The organism is Streptomyces poriferorum (assembly GCF_019399235.1).
Classification (GTDB): Bacteria; Actinomycetota; Actinomycetes; order Streptomycetales; family Streptomycetaceae; genus Streptomyces; species Streptomyces poriferorum.
In genome coordinates, this window is the sequence record NZ_JAELVH010000226.1 from 1 (window position 1) to 18071 (window position 18071).

General features: G+C 70.7%; 16 protein-coding genes and 2 pseudogenes. 11 read left to right on the forward strand and 7 right to left on the reverse strand.

From position 1 onward, the window contains the following. The first annotated feature begins 131 nt into the window (after positions 1 to 131). The 3 genes and pseudogenes from JGS39_RS29755 (at position 132) to JGS39_RS29765 (ending at position 2777) form a co-directional block, all read left to right on the forward strand. The gene (locus tag JGS39_RS29755; RefSeq protein WP_236063978.1) at positions 132 to 1025 is read left to right on the forward strand and encodes a sterol desaturase family protein; all 894 of its coding nucleotides are present in this window, start codon (positions 132 to 134) and stop codon (positions 1023 to 1025) included. Next, positions 1022 to 1711, forward strand: a complete 690-nt coding sequence (locus JGS39_RS29760) for a lysoplasmalogenase (RefSeq protein WP_219572801.1) — start codon at positions 1022 to 1024, stop codon at positions 1709 to 1711. The genes JGS39_RS29755 and JGS39_RS29760 overlap by 4 nt, the downstream gene beginning before the upstream one ends. Before the next feature lie 21 nt (positions 1712 to 1732). Next, positions 1733 to 2777, forward strand: a pseudogene (locus JGS39_RS29765) (zinc-dependent alcohol dehydrogenase family protein). Here the strand turns inward: JGS39_RS29765 and JGS39_RS29770 are convergent. Both JGS39_RS29770 and JGS39_RS29775 read right to left on the reverse strand, forming a co-directional pair. Beyond that, entirely contained in the window at positions 2767 to 4185 is a 1419-nt protein-coding gene (locus tag JGS39_RS29770; RefSeq protein WP_219572802.1) for a CoA transferase, read from the reverse strand. The pseudogene JGS39_RS29765 and the gene JGS39_RS29770 overlap by 11 nt on opposite strands. Positions 4186 to 4294: 109 nt before the next feature. Continuing rightward, the gene (locus JGS39_RS29775) at positions 4295 to 5830 is read right to left on the reverse strand and encodes a S8 family peptidase (protein ID WP_219572803.1); all 1536 of its coding nucleotides are present in this window, start codon (positions 5828 to 5830) and stop codon (positions 4295 to 4297) included. 289 nt (positions 5831 to 6119) lie between these two features. Here JGS39_RS29775 and JGS39_RS29780 point away from each other — a divergent pair, with 289 nt between their 5' ends. The 3 genes from JGS39_RS29780 to moaA all read left to right on the forward strand — a co-directional run bounded on the left by JGS39_RS29780 (position 6120) and on the right by moaA (position 9306). Next, entirely contained in the window at positions 6120 to 6485 is a 366-nt protein-coding gene (locus JGS39_RS29780) for a DUF485 domain-containing protein (protein WP_219572804.1), read from the forward strand. Then, positions 6482 to 8122, forward strand: a complete 1641-nt coding sequence (locus tag JGS39_RS29785) for a monocarboxylic acid transporter (protein WP_219572805.1) — start codon at positions 6482 to 6484, stop codon at positions 8120 to 8122. Before JGS39_RS29780 ends, JGS39_RS29785 begins: the two co-directional genes overlap by 4 nt. A 194-nt stretch (positions 8123 to 8316) precedes the next feature. After that, on the forward strand, positions 8317 to 9306 hold the full coding sequence (gene moaA / locus JGS39_RS29790; protein WP_219572806.1) for a GTP 3',8-cyclase MoaA: 990 nt from the start codon (positions 8317 to 8319) through the stop codon (positions 9304 to 9306). A gap of 2 nt (positions 9307 to 9308) precedes the next feature. Here moaA and JGS39_RS29795 read toward each other — a convergent pair whose 3' ends face one another. Then, positions 9309 to 9569 (reverse strand): hypothetical protein, encoded by a 261-nt coding sequence (locus JGS39_RS29795; protein WP_219572807.1) that lies wholly within the window; start codon positions 9567 to 9569, stop codon positions 9309 to 9311. Positions 9570 to 9790: 221 nt separating this feature from the next. Continuing rightward, complete coding sequence (locus JGS39_RS29800) at positions 9791 to 10168, reverse strand: DUF3099 domain-containing protein (protein ID WP_219572808.1); 378 nt, start codon at positions 10166 to 10168, stop codon at positions 9791 to 9793. A gap of 244 nt (positions 10169 to 10412) precedes the next feature. Between JGS39_RS29800 and JGS39_RS29805 the strand changes: the two genes are divergently transcribed. Continuing rightward, on the forward strand, positions 10413 to 10688 hold the full coding sequence (locus tag JGS39_RS29805) for a GlsB/YeaQ/YmgE family stress response membrane protein (RefSeq protein ID WP_219572809.1): 276 nt from the start codon (positions 10413 to 10415) through the stop codon (positions 10686 to 10688). 69 nt (positions 10689 to 10757) lie between these two features. Here JGS39_RS29805 and tyrS read toward each other — a convergent pair whose 3' ends face one another. From tyrS to JGS39_RS29820, 3 genes are all read right to left on the reverse strand, one after another. Beyond that, positions 10758 to 12026, reverse strand: a complete 1269-nt coding sequence (gene tyrS / locus JGS39_RS29810; RefSeq protein ID WP_219572810.1) for a tyrosine--tRNA ligase — start codon at positions 12024 to 12026, stop codon at positions 10758 to 10760. A 67-nt stretch (positions 12027 to 12093) separates the two neighbouring features. Beyond that, complete coding sequence (locus JGS39_RS29815) at positions 12094 to 13488, reverse strand: metallopeptidase TldD-related protein (protein ID WP_219572811.1); 1395 nt, start codon at positions 13486 to 13488, stop codon at positions 12094 to 12096. Then, positions 13485 to 15008 (reverse strand): TldD/PmbA family protein, encoded by a 1524-nt coding sequence (locus JGS39_RS29820; RefSeq protein ID WP_219572812.1) that lies wholly within the window; start codon positions 15006 to 15008, stop codon positions 13485 to 13487. The genes JGS39_RS29815 and JGS39_RS29820 overlap by 4 nt, the downstream gene beginning before the upstream one ends. 271 nt (positions 15009 to 15279) lie before the next feature. Between JGS39_RS29820 and fabG the strand changes: the two genes are divergently transcribed. The 4 genes and pseudogenes from fabG to JGS39_RS29840 all read left to right on the forward strand — a co-directional run. Further along, the gene (gene fabG / locus JGS39_RS29825) at positions 15280 to 15999 is read left to right on the forward strand and encodes a 3-oxoacyl-[acyl-carrier-protein] reductase (RefSeq protein ID WP_219572813.1); all 720 of its coding nucleotides are present in this window, start codon (positions 15280 to 15282) and stop codon (positions 15997 to 15999) included. A gap of 5 nt (positions 16000 to 16004) precedes the next feature. Next, on the forward strand, positions 16005 to 16772 hold the full coding sequence (gene fabI, locus JGS39_RS29830; RefSeq protein WP_148016005.1) for an enoyl-ACP reductase FabI: 768 nt from the start codon (positions 16005 to 16007) through the stop codon (positions 16770 to 16772). 163 nt (positions 16773 to 16935) lie between these two features. Beyond that, positions 16936 to 17334, forward strand: a complete 399-nt coding sequence (locus JGS39_RS29835; protein WP_219572814.1) for a hypothetical protein — start codon at positions 16936 to 16938, stop codon at positions 17332 to 17334. A 217-nt stretch (positions 17335 to 17551) separates the two neighbouring features. Then, positions 17552 to 18071: pseudogene (locus JGS39_RS29840) on the forward strand (hypothetical protein); the annotation flags it as partial.

Consider the following 18071-nt stretch of genomic DNA (forward strand, 5'->3'; position numbering starts at 1 on the left):
GAGCTGCTGGGGGCGGCGGGGGTCTGAACCTCTCCTGTCGGAAGGTGCCAAAGACTGCTGACATCATGTCTCGCATACTTGTTGGTAACAACGTCTAGTCGGGGGCCGACCTGCGGCTCTACGGTGCAGGCATGCCGACGAACCTGCCCGATGTAGTGCTCTGGTCCATACCGGCCTTCGTCCTGCTCACCGTCGTGGAAATGGCGCTCCACCACTTCCACCCCGACGAGGACGCCGCCGGTTACGAGGCGAAGGACGCCACCACCAGCATCTCCATGGGGCTGGGCAGCCTGGCCTTCGACCTCCTGTGGAAAGTGCCCATCGTGGCCATCTACACCGCGGTCTACGAACTGACCCCGCTCAGCATCCCGCTCCTGTGGTGGACCGTCCCGCTGATGCTGCTGGGGCAGGACTTCTTCTACTACTGGTCCCACCGCGGGCACCACGTCATCCGGATCCTCTGGGCCTGCCACGTGGTCCACCACTCCAGCCGGAAGTTCAACCTCTCCACCGCGCTGCGCCAGCCCTGGACCTCGCTGACCGTGTGGCCGTTCTACCTCCCGCTGATCGCGTGCGGAGTCCACCCGGCGGCGCTGGCCTTCTGTTCCTCGGTCAATCTCGTCTACCAGTTCTGGGTGCACACCGAGCGGGTCGACAAGCTGCCCCGGCCCTTCGAGTACGTCCTGAACACGCCCTCCCACCACCGGGTGCACCACGCCTCCCAGGGCGGCTACCTCGACCGGAACTTCGGCGGCATCCTGATCGTGTGGGACCGGTGGTTCGGGTCCTTCACCGCGGAGACGGAGCGGCCCGTGTTCGGGCTCACCAAGAACATCGACACGTTCAACCCGCTGCGGGTCGCCACCCACGAGTACGCCGCGATCGCCCGCGACGTCCGCGCGGCGGGCAGCTGGAGCGAGCGGGCCGGGCGGGTCTTCCGCGGACCCGGCTGGAAGCCCGCCGAGACCGCGGTGGTCGCGGTGGACGGCCCCACGGCCGTGCCCGCGCGGGAGCGCACCGGATGAGCGCCGGCCCGTCCGCGGACCGGCGGGAGCGTCTCGTACGCCCGCTGCTCGTCGCCTTCCTCCTCGCGTGCGCGGCCGACCTCGTCGGGGTCCTCACCGACACCGGACCCGTCCACGTCGTCGCCAAGCCGCTGCTGATGCCGCTCCTCGCCGCGTACGCCGCCGCCCGGCGCGGGCCCCGGCTGCTGACCGCCGCCCTGCTCTGCGGCTGGATCGGGGACGTGTTCCTGCTGGCCGACGCCGACCTCGCCTTCCTCATCGGGATGGGCGGCTTCGCCGCGGGACACCTCTGCTACCTGCGGCTCTTCGGCCGGGCCCGCGGCGCACTGCTTCCCGGGATCGGGTACGCGGTCGTCCTGACCGTCTTCACCGTCCTGATCTGGGACGGGCTGCCGGCCGGACTGCGGATCCCGATGGCGGGCTACAGCCTGCTGCTGACCGCCATGGCCTACCGTTCCGGCGTCCTCGGCCGGTACGCGGCCACCGGAGGCGCGCTCTTCCTGCTCTCCGACGCGCTGATCGCCACCGGCATCGCCGACTGGCCGCAGCTGCCCGCCCCCGACTTCTGGGTCATGCTCACCTATGTCGCGGCGCAGTTCCTGCTGACCCTGGGCGTGCTCGCGCCGGGGGCGAAAGGGGCCGGTGCGGTCCTCGGGGCGTACCGTGAGCGGAGTATCAGCATCTGAGATCAGCAAGGACCCCCACGCATGCGCGCCACCGTCATTCACGCCCCCCCACGACATCCGCGTGCAGGAGGTCCCGGACCCGGTGATCCAGCAGCCCACCGACGTGGTGCTGCGGGTCCTGCGGGCCTGCATCTGCGGCAGTGACCTGTGGGCCTACCGCGGCGAGTCCGCCAGGCAGCCCGGCCAGCGCATCGGCCACGAGTTCCTGGGGATCGTCGAGGAGGCGGGCTCCGAGGTCAACGGCTTCGCCGTCGGTGACCTCGTCGTCGCACCCTTCGTCTGGTCCGACGGCACCTGCGCCCACTGCGCCGAAGGGCTCACCACCTCCTGCCCGCAGGGCGGCTTCTGGGGCTCGGTCGGCTCCGACGGCGGGCAGGGCGAGGCCGTGCGCGTCCCGTTCGCCGACGGCACGCTGGTCAGGCTCCCCGCCGCCGCGGCCTCCGACGACCACCTGCTCACCGCGCTCCTGGCCCTCTCCGACGTCCTCGGCACCGGCCACCACGCCGCTGTCGGCGCCGGTGTGAAGCGGGGCTCAACGGTCGCCGTCGTCGGTGACGGCGCAGTCGGCCTGTGCGGCGTCATGGCCGCCAAGCGGCTCGGCGCCGAGCGGATCATCGCGCTCGGCCGCCACCGGGTACGTACGGACATCGCCCGCGACTTCGGCGCCACCGACGTCGTCGCCGAGCGCGGCGACGCGGCCGTCGAGGCGGTACGGGAACTGCTCGGCGGCGAGGGCGCCCAGGCGGTCATCGAGGCCGTCGGCACCGAGCAGTCGATGCGCACCGCCGTCGGCATCACCCGCGACGGCGGCTCCATCGGCTACGTCGGCGTGCCGCACGGCAGCGGCACCGGACTGGACCTCGGCATCATGTTCGACCGGAACATCGCCCTGCGCGGCGGCGTCGCCCCCGTACGCACCTACATTCCGGAACTGCTCCCCGACGTGCTGTCCGGCACCATCGACCCGTCGCCCGTCTTCGACCTGACGGTCGGCCTCGACGAGGTGCCGGCCGGCTACAGGGCGATGGACGAGCGCACGGCGCTGAAGGTCCTCATCAAGCCGTGAGCCAGACGGCCGCGTCCGCCCCCAGCGGTCCGGGCGGGCGCGACCAGCCGGCGGGCGCCCCGTCGAAGGCGACCGGCGGCAACGCGTGGCGCAGGCGTCCCAGCGGGCTGTCGGTCTCGGTGAGCCACTTCTGCGGGTCGTGGTCCACGGGTGCCGTACGGTCCGGCAGGGCCGGGATCTCGTCGGTCAGCCAGGCCGCGGTACGGGCGAGCGAGAGGGTGGCCAGCCGCGAACCGCCCTCGTCGTGCTGCTCGGTCAGCGCCCGCAGCACCGCCGCGGCGAGCAGGTAGCCCGTGCCGTGGTCCAGCGCCTGGGCGGGCAGCGCACCCGGCGGACCGTCGAGCGCTCCCGGGCCGGCCTCGGTCACGGCGATGCCGGTGGCGACCTGCACCACGCTGTCGAAACCGCGCTGACCGGCCCACGGACCCTTTCCCCAGGCCGACAGCCGCCCGATCACCAGACCCGGCCTGCGCGCGGCGAGGGACTGCGGCGTGAGGCCGAACCCGTCGAGCGCACCGGGCCGGTATCCGGTGACGACCACGTCCGCCCCGGCCAGCAGCTCGTCGAAGACCTCGCGGCTGGCGCCGCTCGCCAGGTCGATGCCCACCGACCGCTTCCCGAACCCCGTGTCGCTGTGCGCGTCCTGGCTCTCCGGGAGCTGCGGGGCGTCGATCCGCAGGACGTCGGCGCCGAGCAGCGCGAGCGTACGGGTGGCGACCGGTCCCGCGGTGACCCGAGTGAGGTCCAGGACGCGCAGCCCGGCAGCGGGCCGCAGCGGTGTGCCGGCGAGGGCGGCGGTCCGACGCACCGGGGCGGTGTCCAACCGTTCCCTCTCCACCAGCGGCACGCCGGAGAGTGCGACGCGGCGCGGGTCGGCGGCCCATTCCTCCGGGGTCCTGGCGGCCACGGCCAGCCCGCCCGCGGCGTACACCGTCCGCTCGATCTCGGCCGCCCGCCGCCCGGCGAAGGACGCGGCCACGGCATCCACGGCCAGGTCGTCGGCGGTGTCCGCTGGCAGGCCCAGTGTGCCCAGCAACCGGGCTCGGTGGTGCGGGTAGTTGGCGTGCGTACGGACCCAGCCGTCGGCGGTGCGCCAGAACCGGGAGAGCGGGGCGAAGTTGGCCGGGGCGCGGCCGTCGATGCGCAGATGGCGCTCGCTGACGAACGCGGTGGCCACCGCGCCGTCGTCGATCCGGACACGGGGTACGGGTCCGCCGGTGCGGCGGGCCGCGAGCTCGGCGGCGGCCAGGGAGCAGACCCCGACCGCGGCGCGGGCCAGCTCCCGCACGGGCAGTCGGGCGGGGAGCAGCCCATCCGGTCCTGTGGTCCCGATCAGGGAGAGCAGTGCGGGGTCGCCGCCGAGGGCGGCCCAGGCCTGCCCGGTGGCGGAGGCGGGGATGCGGGTCATCCCCGCACTATGGCACTGAGTGCCAGGTGGGGAACAGATGCCGGACCGGGGCCGGGCAGGACCGGGGCCGGCACGGAAAGGTGCACGTGCCGGCCCCTCACGCCGTCCCCTACCAGCGCACCGCGTCGAGCGCGTCCACCACTCCGGCCCCGTAGAAGCCGTTTCGGTTCTTGCCGCCCTCGCACACCGCGTCGATCTTGCCGTCACCGTTGATGTCGTACGGCTCACCGCACGCCTTGGCGTCGGCCTCAAGCGTCAGCAGCGCCTTGACCGCGGCGGCCGACGCGTACGGGTGCGTCGACTTGATCAGGGCCACGACGCCCGCGACGTGCGGGGAGGCCATCGACGTACCGGCCTTGTAGCCGTACTTCCCGCCGGGCAGTGTGGACAGGATCAGACCGCTCGTCGCCGGCGGCGCGGGCGTCTGGTAGACCGTCGAGTCCCCGCCCGGCGCGGCCACGTCGATGACGCCGTTCCCGTAGTTCGAGTACGAGGCCTTCAGCCCCTTCGCACCCGTCGCCGAGACCGTCACGACCCCCGGCAGCATCGTCGGGATGTCGAGGCACACCTTCGGGTCGATGGTCCGGGTGACCGGCGTGGTGTCGTTGGGGCTCGTCACGTCCTCGATCGTGTCGGCCGCAAGGTCCTCGGCCGCGTTGCCCGCCGCGGCGACATTGACCGCGCCCTTGCCCTCGGCGTACCGCGTGGCCCGGGCGACGGCCTCGACCAGTGCGCCCTGGTCCGGGTCGTCCTTGCAGTTGAACAGCCACGGGTCGGTGTAATAGCTGTTGTTGGTGACGTCCACGCCGTGCTCGGCCGCCCACATGAAGCCGCAGACGACGGCCTCGGTGTAGAAGAAGCCGTCCGGGTTGCCCACCTTGATGCCGGAGACCTTCACGCCCGGCGCGACCCCGGTCACGCCGACGCCGTTCTTGGCGGCGGCGATGGTGCCCGCGACATGCGTGCCGTGATCGCTCTCGCCGGCCTTCGGACGCCAGGCGCCTTCCGTGGTGTCCGGGGCGCCGGACACACAGTCGGCCGAGGCGGAGCGGTCGAAGTTGGCGGCGAGGTCCGGATGGGTGTCGTCGACACCCGTGTCGATGACCGCGACCGTGACCTTCGAGCTGCCCAGCGACCTCTTGTGCGCCTGGTCCGCCTTGATGGCGGGCAGGTCCCACTGCAAGGGCTCCATGGGGTCCTGGCCCGCCGTGGCCTGCGCCGCCGCGGCCCGCTCCTGCTGCGCGGTCAGCGGCTGCCCGACCCCGATGTCCTTCGTGGCCTGCGGAACGATCGGGTTGGTACGGGTGGCGCCCGCCGAGTCGACACCCCGGACCCGGCGCATCGACTGCGCGAACTGCGGGTTCTGCGAGTGGGCGACGATGACCCCGATCCGGTCGTAGGCGATCACCACCGTGCCGCCGGCCCGCTCGATGGCCTTGCGCACCTGCTTGACGGTGCCGTGACCGCCGCGGGTGTTGACCACGTACGACAGCTTCGGACCGTCCGTCGACACCGCCGCGGAAGGCGTCTCCTGCGCCGGGGCGGCGGAGGCGGTGCCCGTCGGCAGGAAGCCGAGCGATGCGGTGAGGGCCAATCCGACGGGCAGCGTCAGCGCGCGCTTCCGTCTGGATCCCAGATGAGCCATGGGGTCTCCACTTCATCCGTGTCAGTCGACGGACACGGGGTGTGTCCAGTCGCGTACATGACGAGTGAAGCTATCGCTGATCATCCCGGCTCATCAATGAGTTCGAGAGAACCGATTTCGGCCGGAGCGTCCGAAGGGGTGATACGGAGACGGCCGAAACCGAGGTGAACCGCTTCGCCGCGCGCTGCGTGCCGTTGTCAGGGGAGGCGCACATCACTCCCCGATATCGAGGTCCCCAGTGAAATCCACCGTCCCCACCACCACCGCACCCGCGTCGCGAGGAGATTCCGTGGCTACCGATGCACCGCCGCCCGAGGGCAGTACGGACACAGGCCCCGCCCAGCCCACGACCGAGGCGTTCGTCGCGGAGCAGGCGAGCCAGGAATTCGGCGAACTCCGCCGCTCGTACCGCTCGTTCGCCTTTCCGCTGACCATTGCCTTCGTCCTCTGGTACCTGCTGTACGTGCTGCTCTCCAACTACGCCGGCGGCTTCATGGGCACCAAGGTGTACAGCAACTTCAACGTGGCCTTCGTCTTCGGCCTCGCCCAGTTCCTCACCACCTTCCTCATCGCCTGGTTCTACTCGCGGCACGCCAACGCGAAGCTCGACCCGAAGGCCGAGGCCATCAAGTCCCGTATGGAGGCCGACGTATGAGCGCCGCGTTCCACTCCCACACCGTCGTGACGCTCGCCGCCTCGTCCACCAGCGAGCACCGGCCGCTGATCATCTCCCTCTTCGCGGTCTTCGTCGCCGCGACCCTGGGCATCACCGTCTGGGCCGGCCGTCAGACCAAGAGCGCCTCCGACTTCTACGCGGGAGGCCGCCAGTTCACCGCCTTCCAGAACGGCCTCGCGGTCTCCGGCGACTACATGTCCGCCGCCTCGTTCCTCGGCATCGCGGGAGCCATCGCCCTCTTCGGCTACGACGGCTTCCTCTACTCGATCGGCTTCCTCGTCGCCTGGCTGGTGGCGCTGCTGCTGGTCGCCGAACCGCTGCGCAACTCCGGCCGTTACACGATGGGCGACGTCCTCGCCTACCGGATGCGTCAGCGCCCGGTCCGTACCGCCGCGGGTGTCTCCACCATCATCGTCTCCATCTTCTACCTGCTGGCACAGATGGCAGGAGCGGGAGTTCTGGTCTCGCTGCTCCTCGGAATCACGAGCGACGCCGGAAAGATCCTCATCGTTGCGCTGGTCGGCGTACTGATGATCGTCTACGTCACCATCGGCGGCATGAAGGGCACCACCTGGGTGCAGATGGTCAAGGCCGTGCTCCTCATCGCGGGCGCCCTCCTGATGACCTTCATGGTGCTGTGGAAGTTCGACTTCAACGTCTCCGACCTGCTGGGCACCGCCGCCGAGAAGAGCGGTCACGGCGCGTCGTTCCTGGAGCCCGGACTCAAGTACGGCGCCACCGGCACCTCGAAGCTGGACTTCCTCTCCCTCGGCATCGCCCTGGTGCTGGGCACCGCCGGCCTGCCGCACATCCTGATCCGCTTCTACACGGTGCCGACCGCCAAGGCCGCCCGTAAGTCGGTCAACTGGGCCATCGGCATCATCGGCGCCTTCTACCTGATGACCATCGCCCTCGGGTTCGGCGCCGCGGCCCTCATCGGCCCGGACGAGATCAAGGCGAAGAACCCGGCGGGCAACGCGGCGGCCCCGCAGCTCGCCGAGTACCTGGGCGGGGTCGGCACCACCGGCGGCGCCGTCATGCTCGCCGTGATCTCCGCCGTCGCCTTCGCCACCATCCTCGCCGTCGTCGCGGGACTCACCCTCGCCTCCTCGTCGTCCTTCGCCCACGACATCTACGCCAACGTCATCCGCAAGGGGAAGGCCACCGAGAAGGAGGAGATGAGGGCCGCCCGCTGGGCCACCGTCTTCATCGGCGCCGCCGCGATCGTCCTGGGCGCCTTCGCCCGCGACATGAACGTCGCCGGTCTGGTGGCGCTCGCCTTCGCCGTAGCCGCGTCGGCCAACCTGCCGACGCTCCTCTACAGCCTCTTCTGGAAGCGGTTCACCACCCAGGGCGCGCTGTGGTCGATCTACGGCGGCCTCGCCAGCTCGGTGATCCTGGTGCTGTTCTCGCCGGTCGTCTCCGGGAACGCGAAGACGTCGATGTTCAAGGGCGTCGACTTCGCCTGGTTCCCGCTGGAGAACCCGGGCCTGATCTCCATCCCGCTGGGCTTCCTGCTCGGCTGGATCGGCTCCCTCCTTTCCAAGGAGGAGCCGGACAAGGGCAAGTACGCCGAGCTGGAGGTCAAGTCCCTCACCGGCATCGGAGCCCACTGAGAGCAGGAGTTCACACACGTTCATCCAGGGAAGCGGTTCCAGGACCCTTCCTTGCCGCGGCCGCGTCGTAGAGTCCTACGACGCGGCCGCGCCGCTCCTCGTGTCAAACGGGCCTCTCCGTTGTCACTGGTCTCGCGTAGTCTCGGAAGAGTCAGAATCCGCAACCGGGAAGTCGCCGGGGGAGGGGGCCCACCATGCTCATCGACACATTCGACCGGGTCGCCACCGACCTGCGTGTATCGCTCACCGACCGGTGCAATCTGCGCTGCACGTACTGCATGCCCGAAGAGGGCCTTCAGTGGCTCGCCAAGCCCGACCTGCTGAGCGACGACGAGATCGTCCGGCTCGTCCGCATCGCCGTCACCCAGCTCGGCATCACCGAGGTCCGCTTCACCGGCGGAGAGCCGCTGCTGCGCCCCGGCCTCGTCTCCATCGTCGAGCAGTGCGCGGCCCTGGAGCCCCGCCCCAGGATGTCGCTGACGACCAACGGCATCGGACTGAAGCGGACCGCCGCCGCGCTCAAGACCGCAGGCCTGGACCGGGTCAACGTCTCCCTGGACACCCTGCGCCCCGAGGCGTTCAAGACCCTCACCCGCCGCGACCGCCACCACGACGTCCTGGCCGGACTGGAAGCCGCCCGCGAGGCCGGGCTCACCCCCGTCAAGGTCAACACCGTCCTGATGCCAGGGCTCAACGACGACGAGGCACCCGACCTCCTCGCCTGGGCCGTGGACAACGCGTACGAGCTCCGCTTCATCGAGCAGATGCCGCTCGACGCCCAGCACGGCTGGAAGCGCGACGGCATGATCACCGCAGGAGACATCCTCGAGTCGCTGCGCACCCGCTTCGACCTCACCGCCGAGGAGGACGGCGAGCGCGGCTCCGCCCCCGCCGAGCGCTGGCTCGTGGACGGCGGCCCCCACCGCGTCGGCGTCATCGCCTCCGTAACCCGGCCGTTCTGCCGGGCCTGCGACCGCACCAGGCTCACCGCCGACGGGCAGGTCCGCACCTGCCTGTTCGCCCGCGAGGAGACCGACCTGCGCGGCGCCCTGCGCTCCGATGCCCCGGACGAGGAGATCGCCCGGCTCTGGAAGGTCGCGATGTGGGGCAAGAAGGCCGGTTCCGGTCTCGACGACCCCTCGTTCCTCCAGCCCGACCGCCCGATGTCGGCGATCGGCGGCTGACCCTAGGGCCTCTCGTCCGACTCCCATTCGGCCAGCGTCACCACGTCCTTCAGGAAGCCCCGGACGCCCAGGAACGACGAGAGATGCTCCCGGTGATCGTCACAGGCCAGCCAGGTCTTGCGGCGCTCCGGAGTGTGCAGCTTCGGGTTGTTCCACGCAAGCACCCACACGGCATCGGCACGGCAGCCCTTGGCCGAGCAGACGGGCGCGACGGCAGCACTCGCGGACGCGGAATCGGCGGAATCGGGTTCGGGGGAGTTCACGGACTCAACCCTAGAGCCTGAGCCGGACGGCAGACCGTGCGGCAATCCCCGCCGGAGAAATGGCGACGCCGAGCAGCCACGGGGGGAGCTGCCCGGCGTCGGTCCGTCGCTCCGACGGGGGATGCGGAGCGCTCACGAAGTATGTCACGCAGACCGGGCTGCGGTGCACTGGAACTTCATGATTGATCTGAGCTTTTCTTGAGCTTGGGCCCGTCCTGGTCTCAGCCGTGTTCCTGCGGATCCGGGCTTCGGAAAGCATGTCCGGATTCCGGACCGGGCTCCGCCGGAGCGGCCATCGGCGCGGCTTCCAGCACGGGTCGCGTAGCGGCCGGCACGAAGGTCGACGGGATGGAAGGGCTGTTCTCCCGGCCCGCGTTGGCGATGACGACCGCGACGTAGGGGAGGAGGACACCCAACGCGAGCGCCACGATCGCCACATGGCGTTCCACGTTCCACAGGACCGCGGCGGCGACCACCGAAACCGTGCGCACGGACATCGAGATCACATAGCGCCGCTGCCTGCCGCGCACATCCTCGGCGAGCCCCTGCCGCGCCCCCGTGATCCGGAAGACCTCAGCACCGCTCTGTTTCCCCAACACGTCTCCACCACCCTTCCCCGAGCTCATGACGAACTGGGGGAGACCCCGTTCCTGCGCCGGACGCTCCCCGGACCGGACCGGATCCACGGTACGCCCGGCCTCCCCCGGGTTCGAGACCGGGGCGCGCCGCATACGTACACCCGACCACCCTGTCGCACGTACGGACCTGTCCGACATGCGGCGTACCGGCCCAGGGCCAAGACTGGGCGGACATGCGCGACACCGCGTCGCACGAGGAGGCGGCATGAGCTGGTTGTGGGCAATCATCGTGGGCTTCGTGCTCGGTCTGATCGCCAAGGCGATCCTGCCGGGCAAGCAGGAGATCCCACTCTGGCTGACGACCATTTTCGGCATCATCGGCAGCATCCTCGGCAATGCTGTCGCCACCTGGATCGGTGTCAACGACACCAAGGGCATCGACTGGACGCGCCATCTGCTCCAGCTGATCGGAGCCGTGGTCGTCGTCGGAGTCGGCGACATGCTGTGGGCCTCGCTCCGGGGCACCAAGCAGAAGACCTGAGCCACGCACACGACATACGACGGCGGGGCACGCATCATGCGTGCCCCGCCGTCGTGCTGTCGTGACGGCTCAGCCGGCCGTGACCTCGATCGCCGCGAGGTTCTTCTTGCCCCGGCGCAGCACCAGCCAGCGCCCGTGCAACAGCTCCTCGCGGGACGGAGCCGCCTCGCCGTCGACGGCCTTCACGTTGTTCACGTAGGCGCCGCCCTCCTTGACGGTGCGGCGCGCGCCCGACTTGCTCGGTGCCAGCCCGACCTCGACCAGCAGGTCGACCAGCGGACCGAGCTCGGTGACCTGCGCGTGCGGCACCTCGGAGAGCGCGGCACCCAGTGTCGCCTCGTCCAGCTCGCCGAGCTCGCCCTGGCCGAACAGCGCCTTCGACGCGGCGATGACCGCGGCACACTGGTCCGCGCCGTGCACCAGCGTCGTCAGCTCCTCGGCCAGCGCCCGCTGCGCCGCCCGGGCCTGGGGCCGCTCCTCGGTGACCTTCTCCAGCTCCTCCAGCTCGGCGGGGCTGAGGAAGCTGAGGATGCGCATGTAGCGGGAGACGTCGCGGTCGTCCACGTTCAGCCAGAACTGGTAGAACGCGTACGGCGTGGTCATCTCCGGGTCGAGCCAGACGGCGCCGCTCTCGGACTTGCCGAACTTGGTGCCGTCCGCCTTCGTCATCAGCGGGGTCGCCAGCGCGTGCACCTCGGCGCCCGGCTCCAGGCGGTGGATCAGGTCGAGGCCCGCGGTCAGGTTGCCCCACTGGTCGCTGCCGCCCTGCTGGAGGGTGCAACCGTGACGCCGGTACAGCTCCAGGAAGTCCATGCTCTGGAGCAGCTGGTAGCTGAACTCGGTGTAGCTGATGCCCTCGTCGGACTCCAGCCGCCGCGCGATGGACTCCTTGGTGAGCATCTTGTTGACCCGGAAGTGCTTGCCGATGTCCCGGAGGAACTCGATCGCGGACATGCCCGCGGTCCAGTCCAGGTTGTTCACCATGACCGCGGCGTTCTCGCCCTCGAAGGACAGGAACGGCTCGATCTGGGACCGCAGCCGCGACACCCAGGCGGCGATCGTCTCCGGGTCGTTCAGCGTGCGCTCGGCGGTCGGCCGCGGGTCACCGATCTGGCCCGTGGCCCCGCCCACCAGGGCGAGCGGCCGCAGACCGGCCTGCTGGAGCCGGCGCATGGTGAGCACCTGCACCAGGTGGCCGACGTGCAGACTCGCCGCGGTGGGGTCGTAGCCGCAATAGAACGTGACGGGACCGTCCGCGAGAGCCTTGCGCAGTGCGTCCTCGTCAGTGGACTGGGCGAACAGCCCGCGCCACTTCAGCTCGTCGACGATGTCCGTCACGGTTCCGTGTCTCCTCAGCTACGTGTGTCGATATGTGTATCGAAAGGCAACCGTCAGTCTAGGCGCGTCATACGCCCCGGCTCACCGAGCTCATGTTGAAGTCCGGGATGCGCAGCGCGGGCATCGCGGCCCGGGTGAACCAGTCGCCCCACTCGCGCGGCAGCGTCTTCTCGGTCCGGCCCGCCTCGGTGGCCCGCGACAGCAGGTCCACGGGCGACTCGTTGAAGCGGAAGTTGTTCACCTCACCCACCACCTCGCCGTCCTCCACGAGATACACCCCGTCGCGGGTCAGCCCGGTCAGCAGCAGCGTCGCCGGGTCGACCTCCCGGATGTACCACATGCAGGTCAGCAGCAGTGCGCGGCCGGTCGTCGCGGCCACCATCTCCTCCAGGGACCGCTCACCACCGCCCTCCAGCAGCAGGTTGTCGATCGCCGGGGCGACCGGCAGCCCGGTCTGACCGGCCGTGTGCCGCGTCGTCGTCAGCCGGTCGAGCCGGCCGTCACTGATCCAGTCGGTCCGGCCCAGCGGCAGCCCGTTGTCGAAGACCGACGCACCGTCCCCGGAGGACTGCGCGATGACGAACGGCGCGGATTCGAGCCCCGGCGCGTTCGGGTCGCTGCGCAGGGTCAGCGGCAGCGGGGACAGGGTCTCGCCGAGCCGGGTCCCGCCGCCCGGCTTGGAGAACACCGTCCGGCCCTCGACGGCGTCCCGGGCGGTGGCCGACCACAGCTGGTAGATCAGCAGGTCGGCGACGGCGGTCGGCGGCAGCAGCGTCTCGTAGCGCCCGGCGGGCAGCTCGATCCGGCGTTCCGCCCAGACCAGCCGCTGCGCGAGTCCGGCGTCCATCTCCGCCGGGCCGACGTCCTTGAAGTCACGGGTCGAGCGCCCCGCCCACGCCGAGCGCGACCGGTCGGGCGACTTCGCGTTCAGCTCCAGCGTCCCGTTCGGCTGGTCGTGGCGCAGCCGCAGCCCCGTCGACGTACCCACGTAGGTCGAGGTCATCTCGTGGTGGGCGAATCCATACAGTTCACGGCCCCCGGAGCGGGCCCGGGCGAAGGCGTCGCCGAGCGCGGGCGCGAACGCCGCGAAGACGTCCGAGCCCGTCTCCGCGGGCGCGTCCGTGAAGTCGGGGGACTCCGGCACCCCGGTGACCAGCGGCTGTGCGTCCTCCGCCGGTCCGGCCCCGCGCGCGGCGGCCTCGGCGGCCCGCACCAGCGGCTCCAGATCCGCCGCGGTGACGGCCGACCGGGACACCACACCGGAGGCGGCGCCCTCGGACCCGTCGACGGTGGCGATGACGGTCAGGGTGCGGCCCCGGGTCACCCCGTTCGTGGTCAGCGCGTTGCCCGCCCAGCGCAGGTTGGCCGACGACTCCTCGTCGGCGATGACCACACAGCCGTCGGTGGTGGACAGCGCGAGCGCGCGCTCGACGATCTCGTGCGGCTTGCTCACGCGGCTCATCGCCCGGCCTCCTGCGTCGTGTTGAGGATGTTCACGCCCCGGAAGAGGGCGGAGGGGCAGCCGTGGGAGACAGCCGCGACCTGGCCCGGCTGGGCCTTGCCGCAGTTGAAGGCACCGCCCAGCACGTACGTCTGCGGGCCGCCCACCTTCTCCATGGAGCCCCAGAAGTCGGTCGTCGTCGCCTGGTAGGCGACATCGCGCAACTGTCCGGCGAGCTTCCCGTTCTCGATCCGGAAGAACCGTTGTCCCGTGAACTGGAAGTTGTACCGCTGCATATCAATGGACCAGGACCGGTCGCCGACGACATAGATCCCGCGCTCCACCCCGCCGATCAGGTCCTCCGTGGAGAGCCCGCCCGGATCCGGCTGCAACGACACGTTCGCCATCCGCTGTACGGGGACATGGCCCGGCGAGTCCGCGTACGCGCACCCGTTGGACCGGCCCAGACCCGTCAGCTTCGCGATCCGGCGGTCCAGCTGGTAGCCCACCAGCGTCCCGTCCCTGACCAGGTCCCAGGACTGCGCCTCGACGCCCTCGTCGTCGTACCCGATCGTCGCGAGGCCGTGCTCGGCCGTGCGGTCGCCCGTCACGTTCATCACCGGGGAGCCGTACGCCAGCTTGCCCAGCTGGTCGAACGTGGCGAACGAGGTCCCGGCGTACGCCGCCTCGTACCCCAGCGCCCGGTCCAGCTCCGTGGCGTGGCCGATCGACTCATGGATGGTCAGCCACAGGTTGGACGGGTCGACGACCAGGTCGTACATCCCCGCCTCGACGCTCGGGGCCCGCATCTTCTCGGCCAGCAGTCCGGGGATGCTCTCCAGCTCCGCGTCCCAGTCCCAGCCGGTCCCGGTCAGGTACTCCCAGCCGCGTCCCGCCGGCGGTGCGATCGTGCGCATGGAGTCGAACTCGCCGGTCGTCGCGTCCACGGCGACCGCGGTGAACTGCGGATGCAGCCGCACCCGCTGCTGGGTGGTGACCGTGCCCGCGGAGTCGGCGTAGAACTTGTTCTCGTGGACGGTCATCAGGGAGGCGTCCACATGCGCGACGCCCTCCGCCCCCAGGAGCCTGCCGCTCCACTCGGCGAGCAGCCCCGCCTTCTCCTCGGCAGGTACCCCGAAGGGGTCGATCTCGTACGCCGAGACCCAGCTCCGCTCCCCGTGCACGGGCTCGTCGGCGAGCTCCACCCGCTCGTCCGATCCGGCCGCCGCGATCACCTTCGCCGACAGCTTCGCCATGGCGACGGCCTGCGAGGCAACCTTCGCCGCCGCGTCCATCGTCAGATCCACCCCGGAGGCGAACCCCCAGGCCCCGCCGTGCACCACCCGTACCGCGTACCCGAGATCGGTGGTGTCCGACGACCCGGCCGGCCGGGCGTCCCGCAGCCGCCACGTGGCGCTGCGCACCCGCTCGAACCGGAAGTCGGCGTGCACGGCCCCGAGCGCCCGCGCGCGGGCGAGCGCCGCGTCGGCGAGCGGCCGCAGCGGGAGCGCCAGGAACGACTGATCTACCTCATGGGGCACGGGCGGCCTCTCCTCTGCGTTCACATACCCTCGGATCGTTTACGAGGCAGTGAAGCACGGCCGCAGCGGCGTCGCGGCCGAATTCCGGGCCCCGCGCGGGGACGGGCCCCGCAGCGGCCGGCGGTCCGGCCGTCGGTGGTTGGGGCCGGGCGCGGCACTGTAGGAACCCCACAGTGACCGGCCGAAGGCGCTGTCAGGGGCCGATTCCTCGTGGAGCGGACGGTACCGATAGGTTTTCGAGGTACCAGACCGCTACCGAAAGGGTGATCCGTTGAGCCGCTCGGTTCTCGTCACCGGAGGAAACCGGGGCATCGGCCTCGCCATCGCCCGCGCTTTCGCCGACAACGGCGACAAGGTCGCGATCACCTACCGCTCCGGAGAGCCGCCCGCGGCGCTCACCGAGGCCGGTGTTCTCGCGGTCCGTTGCGACATCACCGACAGCGAGCAGGTGGAGCAGGCCTACAAGGAGATCGAGGAGAAGCACGGCAGCGTGGAGGTACTGGTCGCCAACGCCGGTATCACCAAGGACCAGTTGCTGATGCGGATGTCCGAGGAGGACTTCACCTCCGTACTCGACACGAACCTCACCGGCACCTTCCGGGTCGTCAAGCGCGCCAACCGCGCCATGCTGCGCGCCAAGAAGGGCCGCGTCGTCCTCATCTCCTCCGTCGTCGGCCTCCTCGGCTCGGCCGGACAGGCCAACTACGCCGCGTCCAAGGCCGGTCTGGTCGGCTTCGCCAGGTCGCTGGCGCGCGAACTCGGTTCGCGCAACATCACCTTCAACGTCGTCGCGCCCGGTTTCGTCGACACCGACATGACGCAGGCGCTCACCGAGGAGCAGCGCAAGGGCATCGTGTCCCAGGTGCCGCTGGGCCGTTACGCGCAGCCCGACGAGATCGCCGCCGCGGTGCGCTTCCTCGCCTCCGACGACGCGTCGTACATCACTGGAGCCGTCATCCCCGTTGACGGCGGATTGGGCATGGGTCACTGATCACCATGAGCGGAATTCTCGACGGCAAGCGCATCCTCATCACCGGGGTGCTGATGGAGTCGTCCATCGCGTTCCACACCGCCAAGGTGGCCCAGGAGCAGGGCGCGGAGATCATCCTGACCGCCTTCCCGCGGCCCACGCTGACCGAGCGCATCGCCAAGAAGCTGCCCAAGCCGGCCAAGGTCATCGAGCTGGACGTGACCAACGCCGAGCACCTGGACCGGCTGGCCGGTCTGGTGCGCGACGAGCTCGGCTCGCTCGACGGCGTCGTCCACTCCATCGGGTTCGCCCCGCAGGACGCGCTGGGCGGCAACTTCCTCAACACCCCGTTCGAGTCGGTCGCCACGGCGATGCACGTCTCGGCCTTCTCGCTGAAGTCGCTCGCCATGGCGTGCAAGCCGCTGATGAGCGAGGGCGGCTCGATCGTCGGCCTCACCTTCGACGCCCAGTACGCCTGGCCGCAGTACGACTGGATGGGCCCGGCCAAGGCCGCACTGGAGGCCACCTCCCGCTACCTGGCCCGTGACCTGGGCAAGGACGGCATCCGCTGCAACCTGATCTCGGCCGGACCGATCGGTTCCATGGCGGCCAAGTCCATCCCGGGCTTCGGCGAGCTCGCCGACGTGTGGAACACCCGCGCGCCGCTGGCGTGGGACATGAAGGACCCGGAGCCGGCGGGCCGGGGCATCGTCGCGCTGCTCTCGGACTTCTTCCCGAGGACCACGGGCGAGATCATCCACGTCGACAGTGGCGTGCACATGATGGGTGCCTGACCCTCTCGCGCACCACGGCCGCGCACCACCTCCTCCGGGGGTGGTGCGCGGCCGTTTCCCTTGCCCCGCCCGGCCTCCCGGCGCTCAGGTCGAAAAGCTGGTCGATCCACCGCAGAATGTGGAGGAACCGGACTTCTGGTCAGGCTGAGGGGAGGAGATCGCTGTGCGCGGCACTCGTCACCGAATCCGAACCCGATCCCTGCTGGTGGCCTCCGCCGTCGTTGCCGGGCTGCTGGTGCCCGTAGGCCTGTACGCGGCGGGGCATGTCGGAGCCGCGGGCGCGGCGGCGCCTCCCGTGCCCGACCCCGAGCCCTCCGGCGCCGAATGCCGTACGTCGGTGAAGGGCTCCCGGGTCATCGCGTACTGCCACAACCCGTACCCCTCCGCCGACCGCGTCCAGCTGCACACCGAATGTGCCCGCTGGTGGGACGTCGACGCCGACTCCAGGCCGGTCGAGGTCCCCGCGGGCCGGACCGTACGGCTGGACGACCGCTGCTGGAAGGAAGTCCGCTCCGCCTGGGTCACCCACGCCACCGAGACGCACGAGGCCAAGGCGTCCTAGGGCCCTTCGTTTGGATCAGGCCGGACCCCGCGAGCCCGGCATGATCCAAACGAGAGGCCCTGGACGCGCAGGAGCGAGCAGGGCCGCGCTCTCCCGGCCGAAGGTCCCGGGGACAAGGCCTCGTGCCGGCACGGCGCGCCCGGCTTCCTCGGCACGCGTGATCGGGCAGGCTGGCCCCGGTCAGGGCTCATCCCCGCTGCCCTGCCGAGGAGCGGTCATGTACGAGTTACGAGCCCCGAGCCCTGCCCCGGTGCGCGTGTCGACGGAGCCGGCCCCCGGGTCCTCGCCGCGGCTGCTGCCCTGGCTGGCGGCCATCGCGGTCGTCTGCGTCGCCGTGCAACTGGCCTTCGTCGTGCCGGGATCGGGCCTCGGGTGGGACGAGACCGTCTACGTCAGCCAGGCCGGAGGCGACACCCCGGCCGCGTTCTTCAGCGCCCCTCGCGCCCGCGGCATCTCCTACCTGGTCGCTCCGGTCACCGCCCTCACCGCGTCCACGACGGTCCTGCGGATCTACCTCGCCGTCCTCTCGGCCGGCGCGCTCGTCGGCGCCTTCCAGGTCTGGCGCACCCTGGTGCCCGGCCGGGTCCTGGTCTGCGCGGGGGCCCTGTTCGCCACTCTCTGGCCGACCCTGTTCTACGGCTCCATGGCCATGCCGAACCTCTGGTGCGCCCTGGGCGCCCTGGCCGCGACCGGATGGGTCGCGCGCGCCCTGCTGCGCGGGGCGGGGCGGGCCGAGC

Coding starts and splice junctions, on each gene's coding strand:
- JGS39_RS29755 (WP_236063978.1), top strand. CDS start 132: ATGCCGACGAACCTGCCCGATGTAGTGCTCTGGTCCATACCGGCCTTC.
- JGS39_RS29760 (WP_219572801.1), top strand. CDS start 1,022: ATGAGCGCCGGCCCGTCCGCGGACCGGCGGGAGCGTCTCGTACGCCCG.
- JGS39_RS29770 (WP_219572802.1), bottom strand. CDS start 4,185: ATGACCCGCATCCCCGCCTCCGCCACCGGGCAGGCCTGGGCCGCCCTC.
- JGS39_RS29775 (WP_219572803.1), bottom strand. CDS start 5,830: ATGGCTCATCTGGGATCCAGACGGAAGCGCGCGCTGACGCTGCCCGTC.
- JGS39_RS29785 (WP_219572805.1), top strand. CDS start 6,482: ATGAGCGCCGCGTTCCACTCCCACACCGTCGTGACGCTCGCCGCCTCG.
- moaA (WP_219572806.1), top strand. CDS start 8,317: ATGCTCATCGACACATTCGACCGGGTCGCCACCGACCTGCGTGTATCG.
- JGS39_RS29805 (WP_219572809.1), top strand. CDS start 10,413: ATGAGCTGGTTGTGGGCAATCATCGTGGGCTTCGTGCTCGGTCTGATC.
- JGS39_RS29815 (WP_219572811.1), bottom strand. CDS start 13,488: ATGAGCCGCGTGAGCAAGCCGCACGAGATCGTCGAGCGCGCGCTCGCG.
- fabI (WP_148016005.1), top strand. CDS start 16,005: ATGAGCGGAATTCTCGACGGCAAGCGCATCCTCATCACCGGGGTGCTG.